At 65.9% G+C, this 17,022-nt stretch carries 14 protein-coding genes; all 14 read right to left on the minus strand.

Going from position 1 to position 17,022, the window contains the following annotated elements; translation table 11 throughout:
• Positions 1-26 precede the first annotated feature (26 nt).
• The 14 genes from ACQCSX_RS05210 to carA all read right to left on the minus strand — a co-directional run bounded on the left by ACQCSX_RS05210 (position 27) and on the right by carA (position 17,006).
• Positions 27-284, minus strand: coding sequence for an HPr family phosphocarrier protein (locus ACQCSX_RS05210; RefSeq protein ID WP_427018008.1), 258 nt, complete (start codon positions 282-284; stop codon positions 27-29).
• A gap of 32 nt (positions 285-316) precedes the next feature.
• Positions 317-1,990, minus strand: coding sequence for a phosphoenolpyruvate--protein phosphotransferase (gene ptsP, locus ACQCSX_RS05215; protein ID WP_427018009.1), 1,674 nt, complete (start codon positions 1,988-1,990; stop codon positions 317-319).
• An 8-nt stretch (positions 1,991-1,998) separates the two neighbouring features.
• Complete coding sequence (locus ACQCSX_RS05220) at positions 1,999-2,868, minus strand: PRD domain-containing protein (RefSeq protein WP_427018010.1); 870 nt, start codon at positions 2,866-2,868, stop codon at positions 1,999-2,001.
• 57 nt (positions 2,869-2,925) lie between these two features.
• Complete coding sequence (locus ACQCSX_RS05225; protein ID WP_427018011.1) at positions 2,926-3,399, minus strand: PTS sugar transporter subunit IIA; 474 nt, start codon at positions 3,397-3,399, stop codon at positions 2,926-2,928.
• A 39-nt stretch (positions 3,400-3,438) separates the two neighbouring features.
• The gene (locus ACQCSX_RS05230) at positions 3,439-4,986 is read right to left on the minus strand and encodes a PTS transporter subunit EIIC (RefSeq protein ID WP_427018012.1); all 1,548 of its coding nucleotides are present in this window, start codon (positions 4,984-4,986) and stop codon (positions 3,439-3,441) included.
• A gap of 516 nt (positions 4,987-5,502) precedes the next feature.
• Complete coding sequence (locus ACQCSX_RS05235) at positions 5,503-7,563, minus strand: primosomal protein N' (RefSeq protein WP_427018013.1); 2,061 nt, start codon at positions 7,561-7,563, stop codon at positions 5,503-5,505.
• 218 nt (positions 7,564-7,781) lie between these two features.
• Entirely contained in the window at positions 7,782-8,966 is a 1,185-nt protein-coding gene (gene metK, locus ACQCSX_RS05240; RefSeq protein ID WP_427018971.1) for a methionine adenosyltransferase, read from the minus strand.
• A gap of 98 nt (positions 8,967-9,064) precedes the next feature.
• Positions 9,065-10,309 (minus strand): bifunctional phosphopantothenoylcysteine decarboxylase/phosphopantothenate--cysteine ligase CoaBC, encoded by a 1,245-nt coding sequence (gene coaBC, locus ACQCSX_RS05245; protein ID WP_427018014.1) that lies wholly within the window; start codon positions 10,307-10,309, stop codon positions 9,065-9,067.
• A gap of 6 nt (positions 10,310-10,315) precedes the next feature.
• Complete coding sequence (rpoZ, locus tag ACQCSX_RS05250) at positions 10,316-10,579, minus strand: DNA-directed RNA polymerase subunit omega (RefSeq protein WP_427018015.1); 264 nt, start codon at positions 10,577-10,579, stop codon at positions 10,316-10,318.
• 33 nt (positions 10,580-10,612) lie between these two features.
• On the minus strand, positions 10,613-11,200 hold the full coding sequence (gmk, locus tag ACQCSX_RS05255; RefSeq protein WP_427018016.1) for a guanylate kinase: 588 nt from the start codon (positions 11,198-11,200) through the stop codon (positions 10,613-10,615).
• Positions 11,197-11,517: an integration host factor, actinobacterial type gene (gene mihF, locus ACQCSX_RS05260; RefSeq protein ID WP_427018017.1), complete on the minus strand. Its 321-nt coding sequence runs from the start codon at positions 11,515-11,517 to the stop codon at positions 11,197-11,199. The genes gmk and mihF overlap by 4 nt, the downstream gene beginning before the upstream one ends.
• Positions 11,518-11,624: 107 nt before the next feature.
• Positions 11,625-12,503: an orotidine-5'-phosphate decarboxylase gene (gene pyrF / locus ACQCSX_RS05265; protein WP_427018018.1), complete on the minus strand. Its 879-nt coding sequence runs from the start codon at positions 12,501-12,503 to the stop codon at positions 11,625-11,627.
• Positions 12,496-15,804: a carbamoyl-phosphate synthase large subunit gene (gene carB / locus ACQCSX_RS05270; protein WP_427018019.1), complete on the minus strand. Its 3,309-nt coding sequence runs from the start codon at positions 15,802-15,804 to the stop codon at positions 12,496-12,498. The genes pyrF and carB overlap by 8 nt, the downstream gene beginning before the upstream one ends.
• Positions 15,804-17,006: a glutamine-hydrolyzing carbamoyl-phosphate synthase small subunit gene (gene carA / locus ACQCSX_RS05275; RefSeq protein WP_427018020.1), complete on the minus strand. Its 1,203-nt coding sequence runs from the start codon at positions 17,004-17,006 to the stop codon at positions 15,804-15,806. Before carA ends, carB begins: the two co-directional genes overlap by 1 nt.
• Positions 17,007-17,022: the final 16 nt, after the last annotated feature.

Below are 17,022 nucleotides of genomic sequence, written 5' to 3' on the forward strand. Positions count from 1 at the left end.
CCATTCACGGGAGTTTGCCATTCGGGCTAAGCGTCCAGATCCTTTGCGATCAGAGCAGCAATTTCTTCCACTGCTTCAGCGTTCTCCGACTCCACTGTCACAGATGAGCCAAAATCGGCGCCGAGGGTCATGATCATGAGGGCGGAGGTCGCATCTACCTCGTCGTCGCCACCGATGCTGAGCAGAATCTCATCGCCGTAGGCACCAGCAGCCTTGGCAATCATGGCAGCGGGGCGGGCATGCAGGCCCACCGGGGATCCGACTAGAACCGTCTGCGTGGTCATTCTTTTACTCCTTGGAATATTTCTGGGGTGAATTATGAAAGAAAATCGAGAGCCGTGGACCTGGCCTCAAGTGCCGTGGTGCAGCCAAGAACAGCGGTCGCGGCCAACCGGCATTGCTCCAGCACCACGGTTGACAGCTGGGTCCCGACGGCGGCCACTGCGCTTGGGGCCATGGACAGGCTGCTCACGCCCAGGCCGATCAGGATGCATGCCAAAAGCGGGTCCGCAGCTGCCTCCCCACAAACTCCGACAGGCTTTTGGCTTCTGATGCCTGCCGAGGCCGCGAGGCGGATGAGTCGCAAGACCGCTGGCTGCCAGGGATCGGTCAACGCAGCCAGGGAAGGTGCCATGCGGTCAGCTGCCATGGTGTACTGGGTCAGATCATTTGTTCCGATAGACAAGAAGTCGACTTCTGCCAGGAATGCGTCGGCCAACAACGCCACCGAAGGCACCTCGACCATGAGCCCCGGTGACATTCGCCGCTCCCGGCAGGCGGCCGCAAAGGAGCGCGCCTCATCGATCGTGGCCACCATGGGAGCCATCACCTTGGCCGTGGTGCCACCGTGCGCTGTGGCGGCCAGTGCAATGGCATCGAGCTGGCGCTGCAGCAACCCTGGGTCGGCGTGGCCGAGTCGGATGCCCCGTACGCCCAACGCCGGGTTTTCCTCGCGGGCATGGGCCACAAAGGGGACCGGCTTGTCAGAGCCCGCGTCGAGGGTCCGGAAGACCACTTTCTGGCCTGGGAAGGCTGCCAAAACTTCGCCATAAATGCCGGCCTGTTCTGCAACGGCCGGTTCGTGCTGGGCCGAAAGGAAACACAGTTCCGTGCGGAACAGTCCCACACCCTGTGCCGGGAATTGTGCCGCCGCGCGTGCGCCGGCGCCGTCCTGCACATTGGCCAGGATTTCGACCGCGGTTCCATCCTGGGTGCGGCCCGGCCCCTGCCAGGACTGCACAGCGCGGCGGCGCTTGGCATCTGCCTGGACTTTGGCCTCTGCTTCGGCCGGCTCGGAGCCAAATGTGACCGTTCCGGCCGCGCCGTCAATGAGGACCATGGTGCCGTCCGCGATTTCAGCCAGTTCCACGGCAGCAACCACGCACGGAATTCCCAGCTGCCGGGCAATAATGGCGGTGTGGCTAGTGGGTCCGCCCAGGCGGGTGGCAATGCCGTGGATCAAGGCCGGGTCAAGCGTCGCCGTGTCCGCCGGGGCAAGGTCCTCGGCCAACAGGATGATGGGGCTTTCCGGCGTGGGGACGCCGGGTTCCGGCAGTCCAAGCAGCTCCGAGACGGCACGGTTGCGGATATCGCCAAGGTCGGCAACCCGCTCAGCCATCAAACCGCCCAGCTTCTCAAACTTGGCGATGAACTGCGCGATCGCGGCCACCATGGCAGCTTCTGCCGTGGACCCTGCAGAGATGAGTTTGATTGCAGTCCGCTGGAGGCCGCGGTCAGTTGCCAGGGCTGCAGTTGCTCCAAGGACTTCCGCGGCTGCTCCGGAGGCGACCGCCGCACGTGCCGTGAGCCTGGCAGCCACCGTTTCAACTGCTGCCTTCCACCGGGCAGCTTCGGCCTCCCGCGCATCATCTGGAACCAGTTTTTTAGAGCAGTGGGGCAGGACGGGCGCCGGCTTGACCCAAAGTGCGGGCGCATAGCCAAGCCCGGCCACAACCCCTGTTCCGGTGGTGGCAATAGCGTAGTCAATCATTTTGAATCCTAAGTATTGAGCATCTCGACATAGAGACGACTTGTATGCAGCGCCAGGTAGGAGACCTCGTCCGCACCGAGATCTCGGCGAAGTGCGCCACCAATGAGCTTGGCCACCTCCAGGGCGGCGTCCGCGGCGTCCGGGTACGCCTGACGGACGGAGGACAATACATCCACTCGGAGCGAGGCGGAACCCGTGGCTTCGGCCGGCCGCGCAAAGAGATAGCGCAGGTGCGTCACGAAGCGCGAAGCGCTCAGCGCGTTTTCGTCAATGTTCTTTCCCCACCGCACAGAAAGCAGCGAAAAGACCCTGGCGATGGTCTCGGTCATGGCGACTGTCTTGGAAAAATCAGCCTTGGACCATTGCTGGTTGACGAAGTGCAGGGCGAACGCCACCCACTCCTCCTCCTGCAACTGCACTCCCAGCCGCTGCATGACCAGGGCAACAACGCGCCGCCCCAGGTTTCCCTCGGCCGGGTAGAGCTGGGCCACTTCCCACCGGAGCGGGAAATCGACCTTGATGCCGTCACGGGCGCGCTGCACGGCGAAGCCTAAGTGATCCAAAATGGGGACCAGCAATGATTGTCTGGGTTCCAATTTCAGTTCTGCCTGGGCCATCGCTGTAATTTCCTGCGCCAGGTCAATCTGCTCCAGTGGAGCATCGCTGAGCACGCCGGCAACATGGCTGGCAGCATAGCTGCCATCGGGTACAAACCTTTGATCCGCCGCATCAAGATCAACAGGTTCACCAGGTTTGTGGTTAAAGCCGATTCCCTTGCCCACAAGAACCGTCTCGCTGCCGTCACTGAGCTCGGCAAGGAGAACGTTGTTGTTGTAAACCCTCTTGATGGTTGCGGATGCTCCGCGGTTCAGGTCCATGGTGATGCAATCCTGGCAGATGCTCGAGCGCAGGCAGCGCCCGTGACGGGCACCATGCTATTTCTTCCGAACGGTGATGACAGGCGAACCGTTGGCAGCGCCGATTTGAGTCTCGGCAATGGCGAAGTCGCCGCCGTTGGCCACCAGAACCGGTGTGACCATGGAGGGGACCAAAAGCGCCATCTGGGCCAGATCGCAGGTGATGATGACGTCACCTTGCTGGACACGGTCGCCCTTTGCCCGGTGGGCAGTGAAGCCTTCACCCTTCAACTTGACCGTGTCCATACCAATGTGGACCAGTATTTCCGCGCCGGCATCCGTCCGCACTGCGAACGCATGCAACGTCTTCGCAAGCAAGACCAATTCCCCGTCAACAGGACTGCGGAAGGATCCTTCGCTGGGGCTAACCGCAAAACCCTCGCCAACAGCACCACTTGCAAACACCGGGTCCGGCACTTCGCTCAGTTCCAGCACGGTTCCGGGAGCCGGGCGGAAAACCGGTTCGCCCTTCTTCTTGAACATTTTCAACATCTGATTGACTCCTAAGGTCGTTGGGCTTTGGGCGAGGGACTAGTCGTCAATGCCAAGGCTTTCATTAATAGCGTTCTTGTAGAGGACCGCTTTGCCCCCATAAACGGCTTGGACGCCGCCACTGACCTCGAATACCCCAGTAGCACCGAGCCGGCGGAGTTTGTCCTTGTCCACTTGGCTGGGGTCCTTGACGGACACACGCAACCTGGTGATGCATGCGTCAACATCGTCCAAGTTCTCCGGCCCGCCCAGCGCAACAAGAATCTGTGCAGCTTCCTGCTGAATCGGAGTACCGGCCTTGTCGCTGCCGACTGTTGCCGGCACCAGCTCAGAATCACGGTCCGAGGCGGGTTTTGCGTCGCTTTCCAATGTGTCTTCCAAGTGGCCGGGTGTGCCAAAGCGGAACTTCTTGATCAGGATTTTGAAAGTGAAGTAGTACAGGAAGAACCACACGATTCCCACCGGGATGACCAGCAGCCAGTTGGTGCGATCGTTTCCTTGGAAAACACCAAACAGCAGGAAGTCGATGAGGCCTCCGGAGAAGGTGTTGCCGATCCTGATGTTGAGGAGGTCCGCAATCAAGAAGGACAATCCGTCAAAGACTGCGTGGATCACATAGAGGATGGGTGCCACAAAGAGGAACATGAATTCAATGGGTTCAGTGATTCCCGTGATGAACGACGTCAAGGCAACGGAGGCAAAAAGGCCTGTGTACTTTGCCCTGCGGCCCTTGGGAATACAGTGCCACATGGCCAGACATGCGCCCGGGAGGCCGAACATCATGGTGTCAAAACGGCCTGCGAAGAAGCGGGTTCCTTCGGTGAACAGTCCAACGTGGTTCGGGTCTGCGAGCTGGGCGAAGAAGATCTTCTGCGCACCTGCCACTTGGACTCCGTTGACCATTTCAGTGCCGCCCAGCGGCGTGTACCAGAACATGGGATAGATCATGTGGTGCAGACCCGCTGCACCACTGAGTCGAAGCAGCGAGCCGTAAAGGAAAGTTCCAAAGGCGCCCATGCCAGCGATTCCGGTACCGGCGCTGACCAGCCCCTGCTGTACAGGCGGCCACACGATGAAGAAGACGGCGCCAACCACGATGGCCGCAAAGGCCGTGGCGATCGGTACAAATCGGGAGCCGCCAAAGAAGCCGAGAACGGCAGGCAATTGAATGTTGTTGTACCTGTTGTGCAGCATGACAGCCGCACCGCCCACGACCAGCGCCCCAACCACACCGGTGTCAATCGCTGCGGAATCAGGGCTGAAGATCCCCAACAGGGCTTTGGTCGTTGCCACCATCACCAGATATCCCACAACACCGGCAAGAGCGGCGGTTCCCTTATCTCGCTTGGCCAGACCGATGCACAGGCCAACGGCAAGAAGGATCGCCAGGTTCTCAAAGACTGTCGACCCGGCAGCCGACATGACGCCGAAAATGCCCTGCAGGACATGGTTGTCCAGCACAGGATAGGCCGCGACAGTAGTCGGATTGGAGAGGGCCCCACCGATGCCCAGCAGCAACCCGGCTGCAGGCAAAATGGCAACCGGCAGCATGAAAGCCTTGCCGAACTTTGAAAGCTGCTTGAACACTTCAGTTCCCTTCGCTCGTAGCTCGACGACGTCGTCAAGCCAGCATCTGAGCCGAAGAGGGCCGTGCATTTCCATTAGGGGCGCATATATTGCGGGGTGAGCGGCACCGTTGGCGGCCCACGCACAATGCGGTCATGGATGACTCTTCGGACAAAGACAGACGGATGGCCCCTGCAAATTGATGCGCGAGGCGTGGCGTCTCAGGTTCTTGCCGAAAGTTACAATCCCGATGACAATCGCCGGAAGTGGCGACTAGACAACAATACACGTGTGACCGGCGGGCATCAATGCCAAACGGTCCAAAAGCATGTCGATTCAGTGTCGTTGGCCGATACCTGGACGAAAGCAGCCCATCACACCAACGTTTCTACAGGCCATACAGCCGTTCCAGCGGACATGCGGACGTGCGGAGAATCAAACTTCTGGACTTTCGGTCCGAAACGCGCCGTTGGCCTGGAAGTGCCGCATGTTCTGGCTATGAGTGGAATTGCCAGCTCCCTGTCACGAACCCACTGGCTACAGCACGTCCAACCCGTCGCAGCGGACCTGGACACCGGGCAGCTTCTTGGCGGCGTTGGCAGCCTTGAGCGAACGCAAGCGGGCCGTCACCTGGCGGGCCTGGCCGAAGGGGAAGAACAACAGGGTGCGGTAGTCCTCGTCCAGGCCCAGCGGCGCGGGGCCCACCGTGCGGACGGAGTCCGGCAGATCAAGCGCAGCAACAAACCCGGCCACCGCGGACTGGGAACCGGTGATCGAGGCGATGCGCACGGCCGGGGGCAGGCCCAGCTCCGCACGGAGGGCAAACTCGCGCTCGGCATAACCGGCCGGATCCCACCGGACCAGCGCGGCCACGGCGGCGGACTCGTCGGCCGTCACCACCACCACTCCCCCGTCCTGGGCGGGGCGGACCAGGGCCGCGGCGTTGAACCAGCGGCGCAGGGTGCCCTCCTCCGCGCGCAGGGATTCACGGCGCAGCTGCGCATCGCCGTCGAGCAGCAGCGCCGCCGCATAGCCGGAGGGCGCCAACGGCTCGGCGCCCACGGTTGCCACCACCACGGCCGGCTTGTCCGGAATGCTGGCCTTGACATGCTCACCGGAGGAGGAGATCACGGGGAACTGCGGGAAGGCCTTGCCCAATTCCTCGGCGGTGCGCGTGGCGCCCACCACCACACGGCGGAGCTCGTGGCCGCCGCAGGTGGAACAGTGGAAATCCGTTTCCGGCGTGCCGCACCAGCGGCAGGCGGTCAGCGGCTCCATGCCGGAACCGTGCATCGACTGCATCAGCGGCCCGCTGCAGGCCGGGCACCGGGCAATCTCGCGGCAGCGCTGGCACGCCAACGAGGGCGCGTACCCCGTGCGGGCCACCTGGACCAGCACGGGACCGCGCGTGAGCGCCTCCTTGGCCGTGGACCAGGCACGCTCCGGCAAACGGGCGATGCGCGCCAGGGGATCCAGGGCGCTCTCGTAGGAGTCGGCGGTGCTGATGACCCGGGCGGTCAGCGACCGGGCCACGCTGCGCTCGGGGTGGATGGGCTGGGCCCAGCCGCTGTTGAGCAGCCGCTGGGCCTCGGGGCTGCGGCTGTGGGCGGCCAGCAGCATCGCCGCTCCCTGGGCTTCGGCGCGCAGCAGCAGGACGTCGCGGCTGTGCTGGTACGGCGCGCGCCGCTCCACATGGTTGTCATCGCCGTCGTCCCACAGGCAGAAGAGCCCGGGATCGGCGATGGGCGCGTAGGCGGCGGAGCGGGTGCCGAGCACCACGCGGACCTCGCCGGAGAGCACCCGGAGGAAATTGGCGTAGCGGATGCTGGGCCCGTCCTCGGCGGTCAGCCGGACAAAGCTGCCCGCGGGCAGGACATCGGCCGCGGCGGCCTCGAGCAGCAGGAGGTCGCGCTGGTCCGGAACCACCGCGATGGCGCCGCGCCCGGAGGCATGGCAATGGGCCATGGCCTGGGCCAGCTGGTGGTGCCACGAGGCGGGGCCGAAGCCCTGGAGCGCGTTGAGCACCCCGCGGGGCGAGCCGCCGGCGGCCAGATGGGAGAGGAAGGCCGCACCGTTTTGGTAGCCGGCGAGCAGGCTGGGGCCGGGCGATGCCGGGGCCTCCGGCGCGGCGCCCGCGGGCAGGCCGGAACGGGCCTCCAGATACTCCTTGTCCAGCTTGGCCACGCGCGGCGGGATGGCCACGCGCAGCACGTCGCTGACGCTGCCGGCACAGCGTTCGGCCACGGCGCGGGCCAGCGCCAGCACCTCCGGGGTCAGCACGGCGACGGCGGACAGCACCTTGGACAGCGGCGTCAGCTTAGGCGTGTCGGAGGTGGCAACGCGCTCGGCGAGGAAGCCGTTGAGGTCCTGGCCGGAGAAGCGCACCTTGACCCGCACGCCCGGTGTGGCCTCGGCGTCGAGCTCGGCGGGCACGCTGTAGTCAAAGATCCGGTCCAGGTGCGGCAGCGAGGACTCGATCAACACACGCGCGACGGGAAGCTGCGCGGCCAGCACCACACCGCTGTGGGGATCGGGGCTGCGTTCGCGCGCCACAAAGCCGCCCAGCAGCGACAACTGCACCCCTGCGTCCTCGTCCATGCGCGCTCCTCCCCTGCACCAGACACCAATCCAGAAACCAGCCTGGAACCCGGCCGCAATCCACCCCAGCAACCGGTGTCCGGCAGCCCTTCTGCTGCCACCTTCAACCCAACCACATGCCACCGACATTCCGGTTCCACCGCAAACGCCGCGTTAGCGGGAAGTGGTTAACGCCAAGGGGCCTGTGCACAATGCGTGCACAGGCCCCTTGCTGCGTTCTAGGCGTTGAAGAAGGACTTCAGGGCATCCACCCGGTCCAGGTTCTCCCAGGTGAAATCGGGATCGTCGCGGCCGAAGTGGCCGTGCGCGGCCGTCTTGGCGTAGATGGGGCGCTTGAGCTGAAGATCGTTGATGATGGCCTGCGGGCGCAGGTCGAAGATTTCCGCGATGGCATCGGAGATGCGGTCCGGATCCACCGTCTCGGTGCCGAAGGTCTCCACGTAGGTGCCCACGGGGCGTGCCTTGCCGATGGCGTAGGCAATCTGGATCTCGGCGCGGCTGGCCAGACCCGCGGCGACGACGTTCTTGGCCACCCAGCGCATGGCGTAGGCGGCGGAACGGTCAACCTTTGACGGGTCCTTGCCGGAGAAGGCACCGCCACCGTGGCGGGCCATGCCGCCGTAGGTGTCAACGATGATCTTGCGGCCGGTCAGGCCGGCGTCGCCCACCGGGCCGCCCACCACGAAGGCGCCGGCCGGGTTGAGGATGTTCTTCACGTGCGAGATGTCCAGGTCGGACATGGCCAGCACCGGGTCGATCACGAAACGGGCCAGGTCCGCGCGGAGCTGCTCGAGCGAGGTCTCCTCGGAGTGCTGGCTGGAGATGACAACGGTTTCCACGGAGACGGGGACGTCGCCCTGGTAGCCCACTGTGACCTGGGTCTTGCCGTCGGGGCGGAGGTAGGCCAGCTCGCCGTTCTTGCGGACCTCGGTGAGGCGCTCGGAGAGGCGGTGCGCCAGGAAGATCGGCGTCGGCATGTACGAGGCGGTCTCATTGCTGGCGTAGCCGAACATGATGCCCTGGTCGCCGGCGCCCTGGTGGTCGTACTCGTCGACGGCGGTGCCCTCGCGGACCTCGAGGGCGTTGAACACGCCGTCGGCGATGTCCGGGGACTGCTGGCCGATGGAGACGGACACGCCGCAGCGGGCGCCGTCAAAGCCGTTGGCCGAGGAGTCGTAGCCAATGTTCAAGATGGTGTTGCGGACAATCTGCGGGATCTCCACATAGGCCTCGGTGGTGACCTCACCGGCCACGTGCACCAGGCCCGTGGTGGCCATGGTCTCCACGGCCACGCGGGAATTGGGGTCCTCGGCCAGCAGCGCGTCCAAAATGGCATCGCTGATCTGGTCGCAGATCTTGTCCGGGTGCCCCTCCGTGACGGATTCAGACGTAAAGAGGCGCATGCGGGGGTTGGTGTTAGTCACTTAGACACTCTACTTTGTTCGTGCGTGCCAACCCCTGGGGCAGGACACGGATGGTCATACGAAGTTGCGGACCGGCGTCAGCCGTGGGCGGCGGCCAGGCGGCTGGCCACCAGGGCCACGACGGCGGCGGCCACCTGGTCCTTGGAACCGGCGGCCTGCGCCTGTTCGGTGCTGCCGCGGGCCAGGATGGTGACCTGGTTGGAGTCCTGGCCAAAGACCTTGCCCCCACCCACCTCGTTCACCACGAGGAGGTCGGCACCCTTGCGTTCCAGCTTGGCGCGCGCATAGTCCAGCACGCTGCCGCCGTCGTCGCCCGTTTCGGCGGCAAAGCCGACAATCAGCTGGCCGGCCTGGCGGGTGGCACGGGTGGCGCCGAGCTCGGCCAGGATGTCGGGGTTGCGGACCAGCGTAATGACGGGATCGGCGACGTCGTCGCGCTTCTTGATCTTGGTGGCGGCACTGGTGGCCGGGCGGAAGTCCGCCACGGCGGCGGCCATGATGACCACGTCCGCATCGGCCGCGGCAGCCAGGGTGGCCTCGCGGAGCTCCAGCGCTGTTTCCACGCCGACGACGGCGGCACCGGCCGGGGTGGGCACCTCAAGGTGGGCGGCGATCAGGGTGACCCGGGCGCCCGCGGCCAACGCCGCGGCGGCCAGGGCCACGCCCTGCTTGCCGGAGGACCGGTTGCCCAGGAAACGGACGGGATCCAGCGGTTCACGGGTGCCCCCGGCGGTGATGACCACCTGGCGGCCGTCCAGCGAACCGGGCTCGATGCCCGGCGCCACGGTGCCGTCCAGCAGTGCCATGGACGCGGCGAAGATGTCCTCGGCCTCGGGCAGCCGGCCGGGGCCGGAATCCTTGCCGGTCAGCCGACCCACGGCGGGGTCGAGCACGTGGGCGCCGTGGGCGCGCAGCCTCGCAATGTTGTCCTGCGTGGCCGGGTGGCGCCACATTTCGGTGTGCATGGCCGGGGAAAAGAGCACCGGCCCGCGGGCCATCAGCAAGGTGGTGGTCAGCAGGTCGTCGGCGCGCCCGTTGGCGGCCTTGGCGAGCAGATCCGCGGTGGCCGGAGCCACCACGATCAGATCCGCCTGCTGTCCCAATTGCACATGGTTGACCTTTTCAACCATGTCAAACACGCTGTTGGTCACACTGTGCCCGGAGAGGGCCTCCCAGGTGGCCACACCCACAAAGCGGGTGGCGGCCTCCGTGGGGACCACTGTGACGGAATGCCCGGCCTCGGTGAAAAGCCGCAGCAGGGATGCCGCCTTGTAGGCGGCGATGCCGCCGCCTACCCCCAGGACAATAGTGTGGGAAACCACGTGTGCTTACTGTGCTTCTTCGACGATCGGGGTGGAGACCAGCAGGCCTTCGTTGATCTCGCGCAGCGCGATGGAGAGCGGCTTCTCATTCAGCTTGGTGTCCACCAGCGGGCCAACGTACTCAAAGAGACCCTCGTGCAGCTGGGCGTAGTAGGCGTTGATCTGGCGGGCACGCTTGGCGCCGAAGATGACCAGCCCGTACTTCGAGTCGGCTGCCTCGAGCAGGGAATCGATCGGCGGGTTGATGATGCCTTCGAGTTGGTTCGACACTATTTCTCCAAAATCTTGTGGGGAGGTTGTCCCTCAATCGGCGTGATTGGGGGTCAGTCCCATCAATGTAACGAGCTCGGCTGCCGCGCGGCGCACATCATCATTGACGATGGTGTGGTCAAACTCCGGCTCGGCAGCAAGTTCCAGTTTAGCGGTTTCCAGACGGCGCTGCTGTTCCTCGGCCGTTTCGGTGCCGCGGCCCACCAGGCGGCGGACCAATTCCTCCCAGCTGGGCGGGGCCAGAAAGACAAACTGGGCCTCCGGCAGGGCCTCCTTGACCTGGCGGGCACCCTGCAGATCGATTTCCAGCAGCACGTGCTTGCCCTCGGCGACGGCGTTCTCCACGGTGCTGCGCAGCGTCCCGTAGCGGTTCTGGCCGTGGACCACTGCCCACTCCAGGAAATCGCCGTCGGCAATCAGTGAATCAAATTCCTCAGGGCTCTTGAAGAAGTAGTGCACACCCTCCACCTCGCCCGGACGGGCCTTGCGGGTGGTGGCCGAAACGGAGAGCCAGACCTGCGGGTAGTTGTCGCGGATGAACGTGGAGACGGTGCCCTTGCCCACGGCGGTGGGCCCGGCCAGGACCGTCAGTCCCGTGTAGGGCTTGGCGGCGGCGCTCACGCGGTGCCTTCCACGAAGTTGACCAGGGCCTTGCGCTGGTGCACACCCAATCCCCTGAGCCTGCGCGTTGACGCAATGCCCAGCTCATTCATGATCACAGTGGCACGTACCTTTCCAATGCCCGGCAGGGCTTCCAATAATTCGGTGACTTTCAACCGGCTCACGGCCGGATCACTGTCGGCGGCGTCAAGAATCCGTGCCACCGTGTCCTGGCCCGTCTTGAGCCGCGCCTTCAACTCGGCGCGCACGGTGCGTGCAGCGGCAGCCTTGGCCAGAGCGGCCGAGCGTTCTTCGGCGCTCAGGGGGCGCAAACTCACAAGGTCCTCCTCGGGCGCACGCACGGTGCACGGGTGTAATGGCGTGCTTTAGAACCTATCCGCACCGGGGCGGCAAAATCAATCCGCCCCGGTGCGATAACGGGTCCCTAGAGGCCCAGTGTGGCCAGTGTCTCCACCGTGGCGGCGCGCAGGCCGGCCACGGACGGCCCGGCGGCCAGGATTCCCCGGCTCGAGGTGCCGAGCACCTGTGGGTAGGCGGCGCCAAAGGTGCGGCGCATGTCCGCCCCCGTGGCGCCCTGGGCACCCAGGCCCGGGGCCAGGATGGGCCCCTTGAGCGTGGTGAGGTCGATGTCCAGATCCACCAGCGCGGAGCCCACGGTGGCACCGACGACCAGGCCGACGGACCCCATGCCGCCGGCGTAGCGCAGGTTCTCCGCCGCGGCGGCCTGCACAATGCGCCGGGCCACCGATTCCGCGCCACCGACATGCTGGACCGAGGCACCCTCCGGGTTGGAGGTCAGCGCCAGCACAAACACGCCGCGGCCGGCCTCCGCGGCCAGATCCAGCGCCGGGCGCAGCGACTCGAAGCCCAGGTACGGGCTCAGCGTCACCGAGTCGGCCGCTAGGGCGGAACCGTCGCGCAGCCAGGCATCGGCATAGCCGGCCATCGTGGAGCCAATGTCCCCGCGCTTGGCGTCGGCAATGCTCAGCACACCGGCGTCGGCCGAGGCGGCCAGCAGCTCCTCAAGGGCGGCCATGCCCGCCGACCCGTGGCGCTCGTAGAGCGCCACCTGCGGCTTGACGGCCGCGGCCAGCGGGGCCACGGCCTCCAGCACCGTCTGGGAGAAGGTGCGCAGTCCCGTGGCGTTGTCCGGCAGGCCCCAGGCGGCCAGCAGCGCCGGGTGCGGGTCGATGCCCACACACAGCGGACCCAACCGGTCCATGGCCGCGGCCAGCCGGGCACCAAACGGTGCCCGGCCAGCCTGGCCGGCGGAGCCGCCGTCGTTCAGGTTGGCGTCAGCCATTGGCCGCGACCGGTCCCGCCTTCAGTGCCGCGGCGTGCTCCTGCAGGGAGGTCACAGACCACTCGTAGGAGCGCATGGCCTCGATGGCCTGGACGGCCACGTTGAACTCGGCCACGGTGGTGATGCAGGGCTTGCCCACCGAGGTGGCCGCGGCACGGATCTCGTAGCCATCGCTGCGGGCCTCGCCGCCGGAGGGCGTGTTGAAGACCATGTCGATCTCGCCGTTGTTGATCAGGTCCGTGATGGTGCCCTCGCCGTCGGCGGAGGCACCCTCGGCGACCTTGCGCACCACAGTGGCCTGGATGCCATTGCGGCGCAGGACGTCGGCGGTGCCGCCGGTGGAGATGATCTCGAAGCCCAGGTCGGCAAGGCGCTTGACGGCCATGATGACGGCACGCTTGTCGCGGTTGGCCACCGAGACAAAGACCTTCCCGGAGGTGGGCAGGGCGTTGTTGGCCGCGGACTGGCTCTTGGCGAAGGCCGTGTCGAAGTGCTTGTCGATACCCATGACCTCGCCGGTGGAGCGCATTTCCGGGCCGAGCAGGGAGTCAACCACAGTGCCCTCGGGGGTGCGGAAGCGGTTGAAGGGAAGCACTGCTTCCTTCACGGCCACCGGCGCGTGGTCCGGCAGCGATCCGCCGTCGCCCTCTTCGGGGAGGATGTGGTGGACGCTGCGCAGGTGGGCGATGGAGACGCCCACACCGATCAGCGCGGCGGCCTTGGCCATCTGCACACCCGTGGCCTTGGAGACGAACGGCACGGTGCGCGAGGCCCGCGGGTTGGCCTCAAGCACGTAGAGGACGTCGGAGGCCAGTGCGAACTGGATGTTGATCAGGCCGCGCACGCCCACGCCCTCGGCGATGGCCCGGGTGGCCGTGCGGACACGGTCCTGCACGTCCTTGCCCAGCGTGATGGGAGGCAGCACGCAGGCGGAGTCGCCGGAGTGGATGCCGGCCTCTTCGATGTGCTCCATGATGCCGCCAAGGTACATGTCCGTGCCGTCGTAGAGCGCGTCCACGTCGATCTCGATCGCGTCTTCAAGGAAGCGGTCGATCAGCACCGGGTGGTCCTCGGTGATCTCGGTGGCGTTCTTGATGTAGCGGGAGAGGTTGTCCTCGTCGTAGACGATCTCCATGCCGCGTCCACCCAGGACGTAGGACGGACGGACCAGGACCGGGTAGCCGATCTCGTCGGCAATCTTCTTGGCGTCGTCGAAGGAGACGGCGGTGCCGTTCTTCGGGGCGATCAGGCCCGCCTTGTCCAGCACGCGGGAGAACATGCCGCGGTGCTCGGCCAGGTCGATGGCCTCCGGGGAGGTGCCTAGGATCGGCACACCGGAATCGGCCAGGGCCTGGGCCAGCTTCAGCGGGGTCTGGCCGCCGAGCTGGACGAAGACACCGAGCACGCCGCCGGTGCGCTCCTCGGCCGCGATGACCTCCAGCACGTCCTCGAGCGTCAGCGGCTCGAAGTACAGGCGGGTGGAGACGTCGTAGTCGGTGGAGACGGTTTCCGGGTTGCAGTTGACCATGACGGTCTCGTAGCCGGCCTTGCGCAGCGCCATGGAGGCGTGCACGCACGAGTAATCGAACTCGATGCCCTGGCCGATGCGGTTCGGGCCGGAGCCGAGGATGATGACGGAGGGCTTGGCGTGCAGCGCCACCTCGTCCTCGAGGTCGTAGGTGGAGTAGTGGTACGGGGTGTACGCGGCAAACTCGGCGGCGCAGGTGTCAACGGTCTTGTAGACCGGGCGGATGCCCAGGGCCTGGCGGACGCCGCGGACAACGGCTTCGGAGTTGTGCGTGAGCGCACCGATCTGCTCGTCGGAGAAGCCGTGGCGCTTGGCGCGGCGCAGCATCTCCGGCGTCAGGGCGGTCGCTTGGCGGATCTCGACGGCGATCTCGTTCAGCAGCACCAGCTGGTCCAGGAACCAGGGGTCGATGCCGGTGGCCTCGTAGAGCTCCTCCACGGTGGCGCCGCCCAGCAGGGCGCGCTGGACCTGGGAGAGGCGGTCAGTGGTGGGGCGCTTGGCGGCCTGGATCAGGTCCGGGACGTCCAGGGCGTTGACGGAGCCGAAGTCCAGGCTGGCACCCTTCTGCTCCAGGGAGCGCAGGGCCTTCTGCAGGGCCTCGGTGAAGTTGCGGCCCATGGCCATGGCCTCGCCGACGCTCTTCATGGTGGTGGTCAGCGTGGGGTCCGCGGCCGGGAACTTCTCGAACGCGAAGCGCGGAACCTTGACCACAACGTAGTCCAGCGTCGGCTCGAAGGAGGCCGGCGTCTTCTGCGTGATGTCGTTGGGGATCTCGTCCAGCGTGTAGCCGAGGGAGAGCTTGGTGGCGATCTTGGCGATGGCGAAGCCGGTGGCCTTGGAGGCCAGCGCAGAGGACCGCGAAACGCGCGGGTTCATCTCGATCACGACGACGCGGCCAGTGTCAGGCTCGATGGCGAACTGGATGTTGCAGCCACCGGTGTCCACGCCCACCTCGCGGATGACGGCGATGGAGATGTCGCGCAGGCGCTGGTATTCGCGGTCCGTCAGGGTCAGGGCCGGGGCCACCGTGATGGAATCGCCCGTGTGGACGCCCACCGGGTCGAAGTTTTCGATGGAGCACACGACGACGACGTTGTCGTTCTTGTCGCGCATCATCTCCAGCTCGTATTCCTTCCAACCCAGGATGCTCTCTTCGAGCAGGACCTCGGTGGTGGGGCTGTACTGCAGGCCCTGGCCGACGATGCGGTGCAGGTCTTCCTCGGTGTAGGCCAGGCCGGAGCCCAGGCCGCCCATGGTGAAGGACGGGCGGACCACCATCGGGTAGCCCAGGTCCTCGGCCGCGACGAGCGCCTCGGCCATGGTGTGGATGATGTGGCTGCGGGCGCTCTCGGCACCGCAGCGCTCCACCACGCCCTTGAACTTTTCGCGGTCCTCGCCGAGCTCGATGGCGGCGATGTTGGCGCCGATCAGCTCCACGTTGTACTTGGCCAGCACGCCGTTCTTGTCCAGCGCGATGGCCGTGTTCAGGGCGGTCTGGCCACCGAGGGTGGGCAGCACGGCGTCGGGGCGTTCCTTGGCGATGATCTTCTCAACCACCTCGGGGGTGATCGGCTCCACGTAGGTGGCGTCAGCGAACTCCGGGTCCGTCATGATGGTGGCCGGGTTGGAATTGACCAGGATGACCCGCAGGCCCTCCTCCTTGAGCACGCGCAGGGCCTGCGTTCCGGAGTAGTCAAACTCGGCGGCCTGGCCGATCACAATCGGGCCGGAGCCAATGACCAGAACGCTCTTCAGGTCTTCTCTCTTGGGCATTAGTTCTTTTCCTCAGTCTTGGTCGCGGCGGCGGCGGTGCTGGCCATCAGGTCAATGAAGCGGTCAAACAGGTACGCGGAATCGTGCGGGCCTGCGGCGGCTTCGGGGTGGTACTGGACGGAGAAGGCGGGGATGTCCAGGCAGGCCAGGCCCTCGACGACGTCGTCGTTCAGGGAGATGTGGCTGACCTCGACCCGGCCAAAGCGCTCCTCGGGGGCCGTGACAGGCCCGTCCTTGGGGGCGTCGACGGCGAAGCCGTGGTTCTGGCTGGTGATCTCCACCTTGCCGGTCCTGCGGTCCAGCACGGGCTGGTTGATGCCGCGATGGCCGTAGCGCAGCTTGTAGGTCCCAAAGCCCAAGGCGCGGCCCAGGATCTGGTTGCCGAAGCAGATGCCGAAGAACGGCGTCCCGGAATCGAGCACCTTGCGCAGCAAGGAGACCTGGGCGTCGGCCGTGGCGGGGTCGCCGGGGCCGTTGGAGAGGAACACGCCGTCGGGGTTGATGGCCTGGATGTCCTCGATGCTGGCGGTGGCCGGCAGGACGTGCACGCGCACGCCGCGCTCGGCGAAGCGCTGCGGGGTCATGGCCTTGATGCCCAGGTCGATGGCGGCGATGCCGAACTTGGCGTCGCCCTCCCAGCCGAAGTCGGCGGGCTCGACGACGTAGGACTCGGTGACGGAGACCTCCTCGGCCAGGCGTGCGCCCTCCATCGGGGCGCTGGCGGCAACGATGGCCAGCAGCTCGGCTTCGGTGGCGTTGGCATCGGCACCGGAGAAGATGCCGGCGCGCATGGCGCCGCGCTCGCGCAGGTGGCGGGTGATGGCCCGGGTGTCCACACCCTGGATGCCGATGATCCCCTGGTTGATGAGTTCCTCGTCCAGGCTGCGCTCGGAACGCCAGTTGGACGGGCGTCGGGCGGCGTCGCGGACAATGTAGCCGGCGACCCAGATGCGCCGCGATTCCGCGTCCTCATCGTTGACACCGGTGTTGCCGATGTGCGGGGCCGTCTGGACCACCAGCTGGTGGGCGTAGGAGGGATCGGTGATGGTCTCCTGGTAGCCGGTCATGCCGGTGGCAAAGACAGCCTCGCCCAGTGCGGTGCCCTGGGCGCCGTAGCTGGTGCCGCGGAAGATCCGCCCGTCTTCGAGGACCAGCAGTGCGGCACTCGGTGTGGCCTGTGCAGGCGTTGTTGATTCAGTCATTCTCTTACTCTTTCGT

This window comes from Pseudarthrobacter sp. P1, from assembly GCF_050156935.1.
Classification (GTDB): Bacteria; Actinomycetota; Actinomycetes; order Actinomycetales; family Micrococcaceae; genus Specibacter.

Coding starts and splice junctions, on each gene's coding strand:
- ACQCSX_RS05220 (WP_427018010.1), bottom strand. CDS start 2,868: ATGGACCTGAACCGCGGAGCATCCGCAACCATCAAGAGGGTTTACAAC.
- carB (WP_427018019.1), bottom strand. CDS start 15,804: ATGCCCAAGAGAGAAGACCTGAAGAGCGTTCTGGTCATTGGCTCCGGC.
- ptsP (WP_427018009.1), bottom strand. CDS start 1,990: ATGATTGACTACGCTATTGCCACCACCGGAACAGGGGTTGTGGCCGGG.
- carA (WP_427018020.1), bottom strand. CDS start 17,006: ATGACTGAATCAACAACGCCTGCACAGGCCACACCGAGTGCCGCACTG.
- metK (WP_427018971.1), bottom strand. CDS start 8,966: ATGCGCCTCTTTACGTCTGAATCCGTCACGGAGGGGCACCCGGACAAG.
- ACQCSX_RS05225 (WP_427018011.1), bottom strand. CDS start 3,399: ATGTTGAAAATGTTCAAGAAGAAGGGCGAACCGGTTTTCCGCCCGGCT.
- pyrF (WP_427018018.1), bottom strand. CDS start 12,503: ATGGCTGACGCCAACCTGAACGACGGCGGCTCCGCCGGCCAGGCTGGC.
- ACQCSX_RS05235 (WP_427018013.1), bottom strand. CDS start 7,563: ATGGACGAGGACGCAGGGGTGCAGTTGTCGCTGCTGGGCGGCTTTGTG.
- ACQCSX_RS05210 (WP_427018008.1), bottom strand. CDS start 284: ATGACCACGCAGACGGTTCTAGTCGGATCCCCGGTGGGCCTGCATGCC.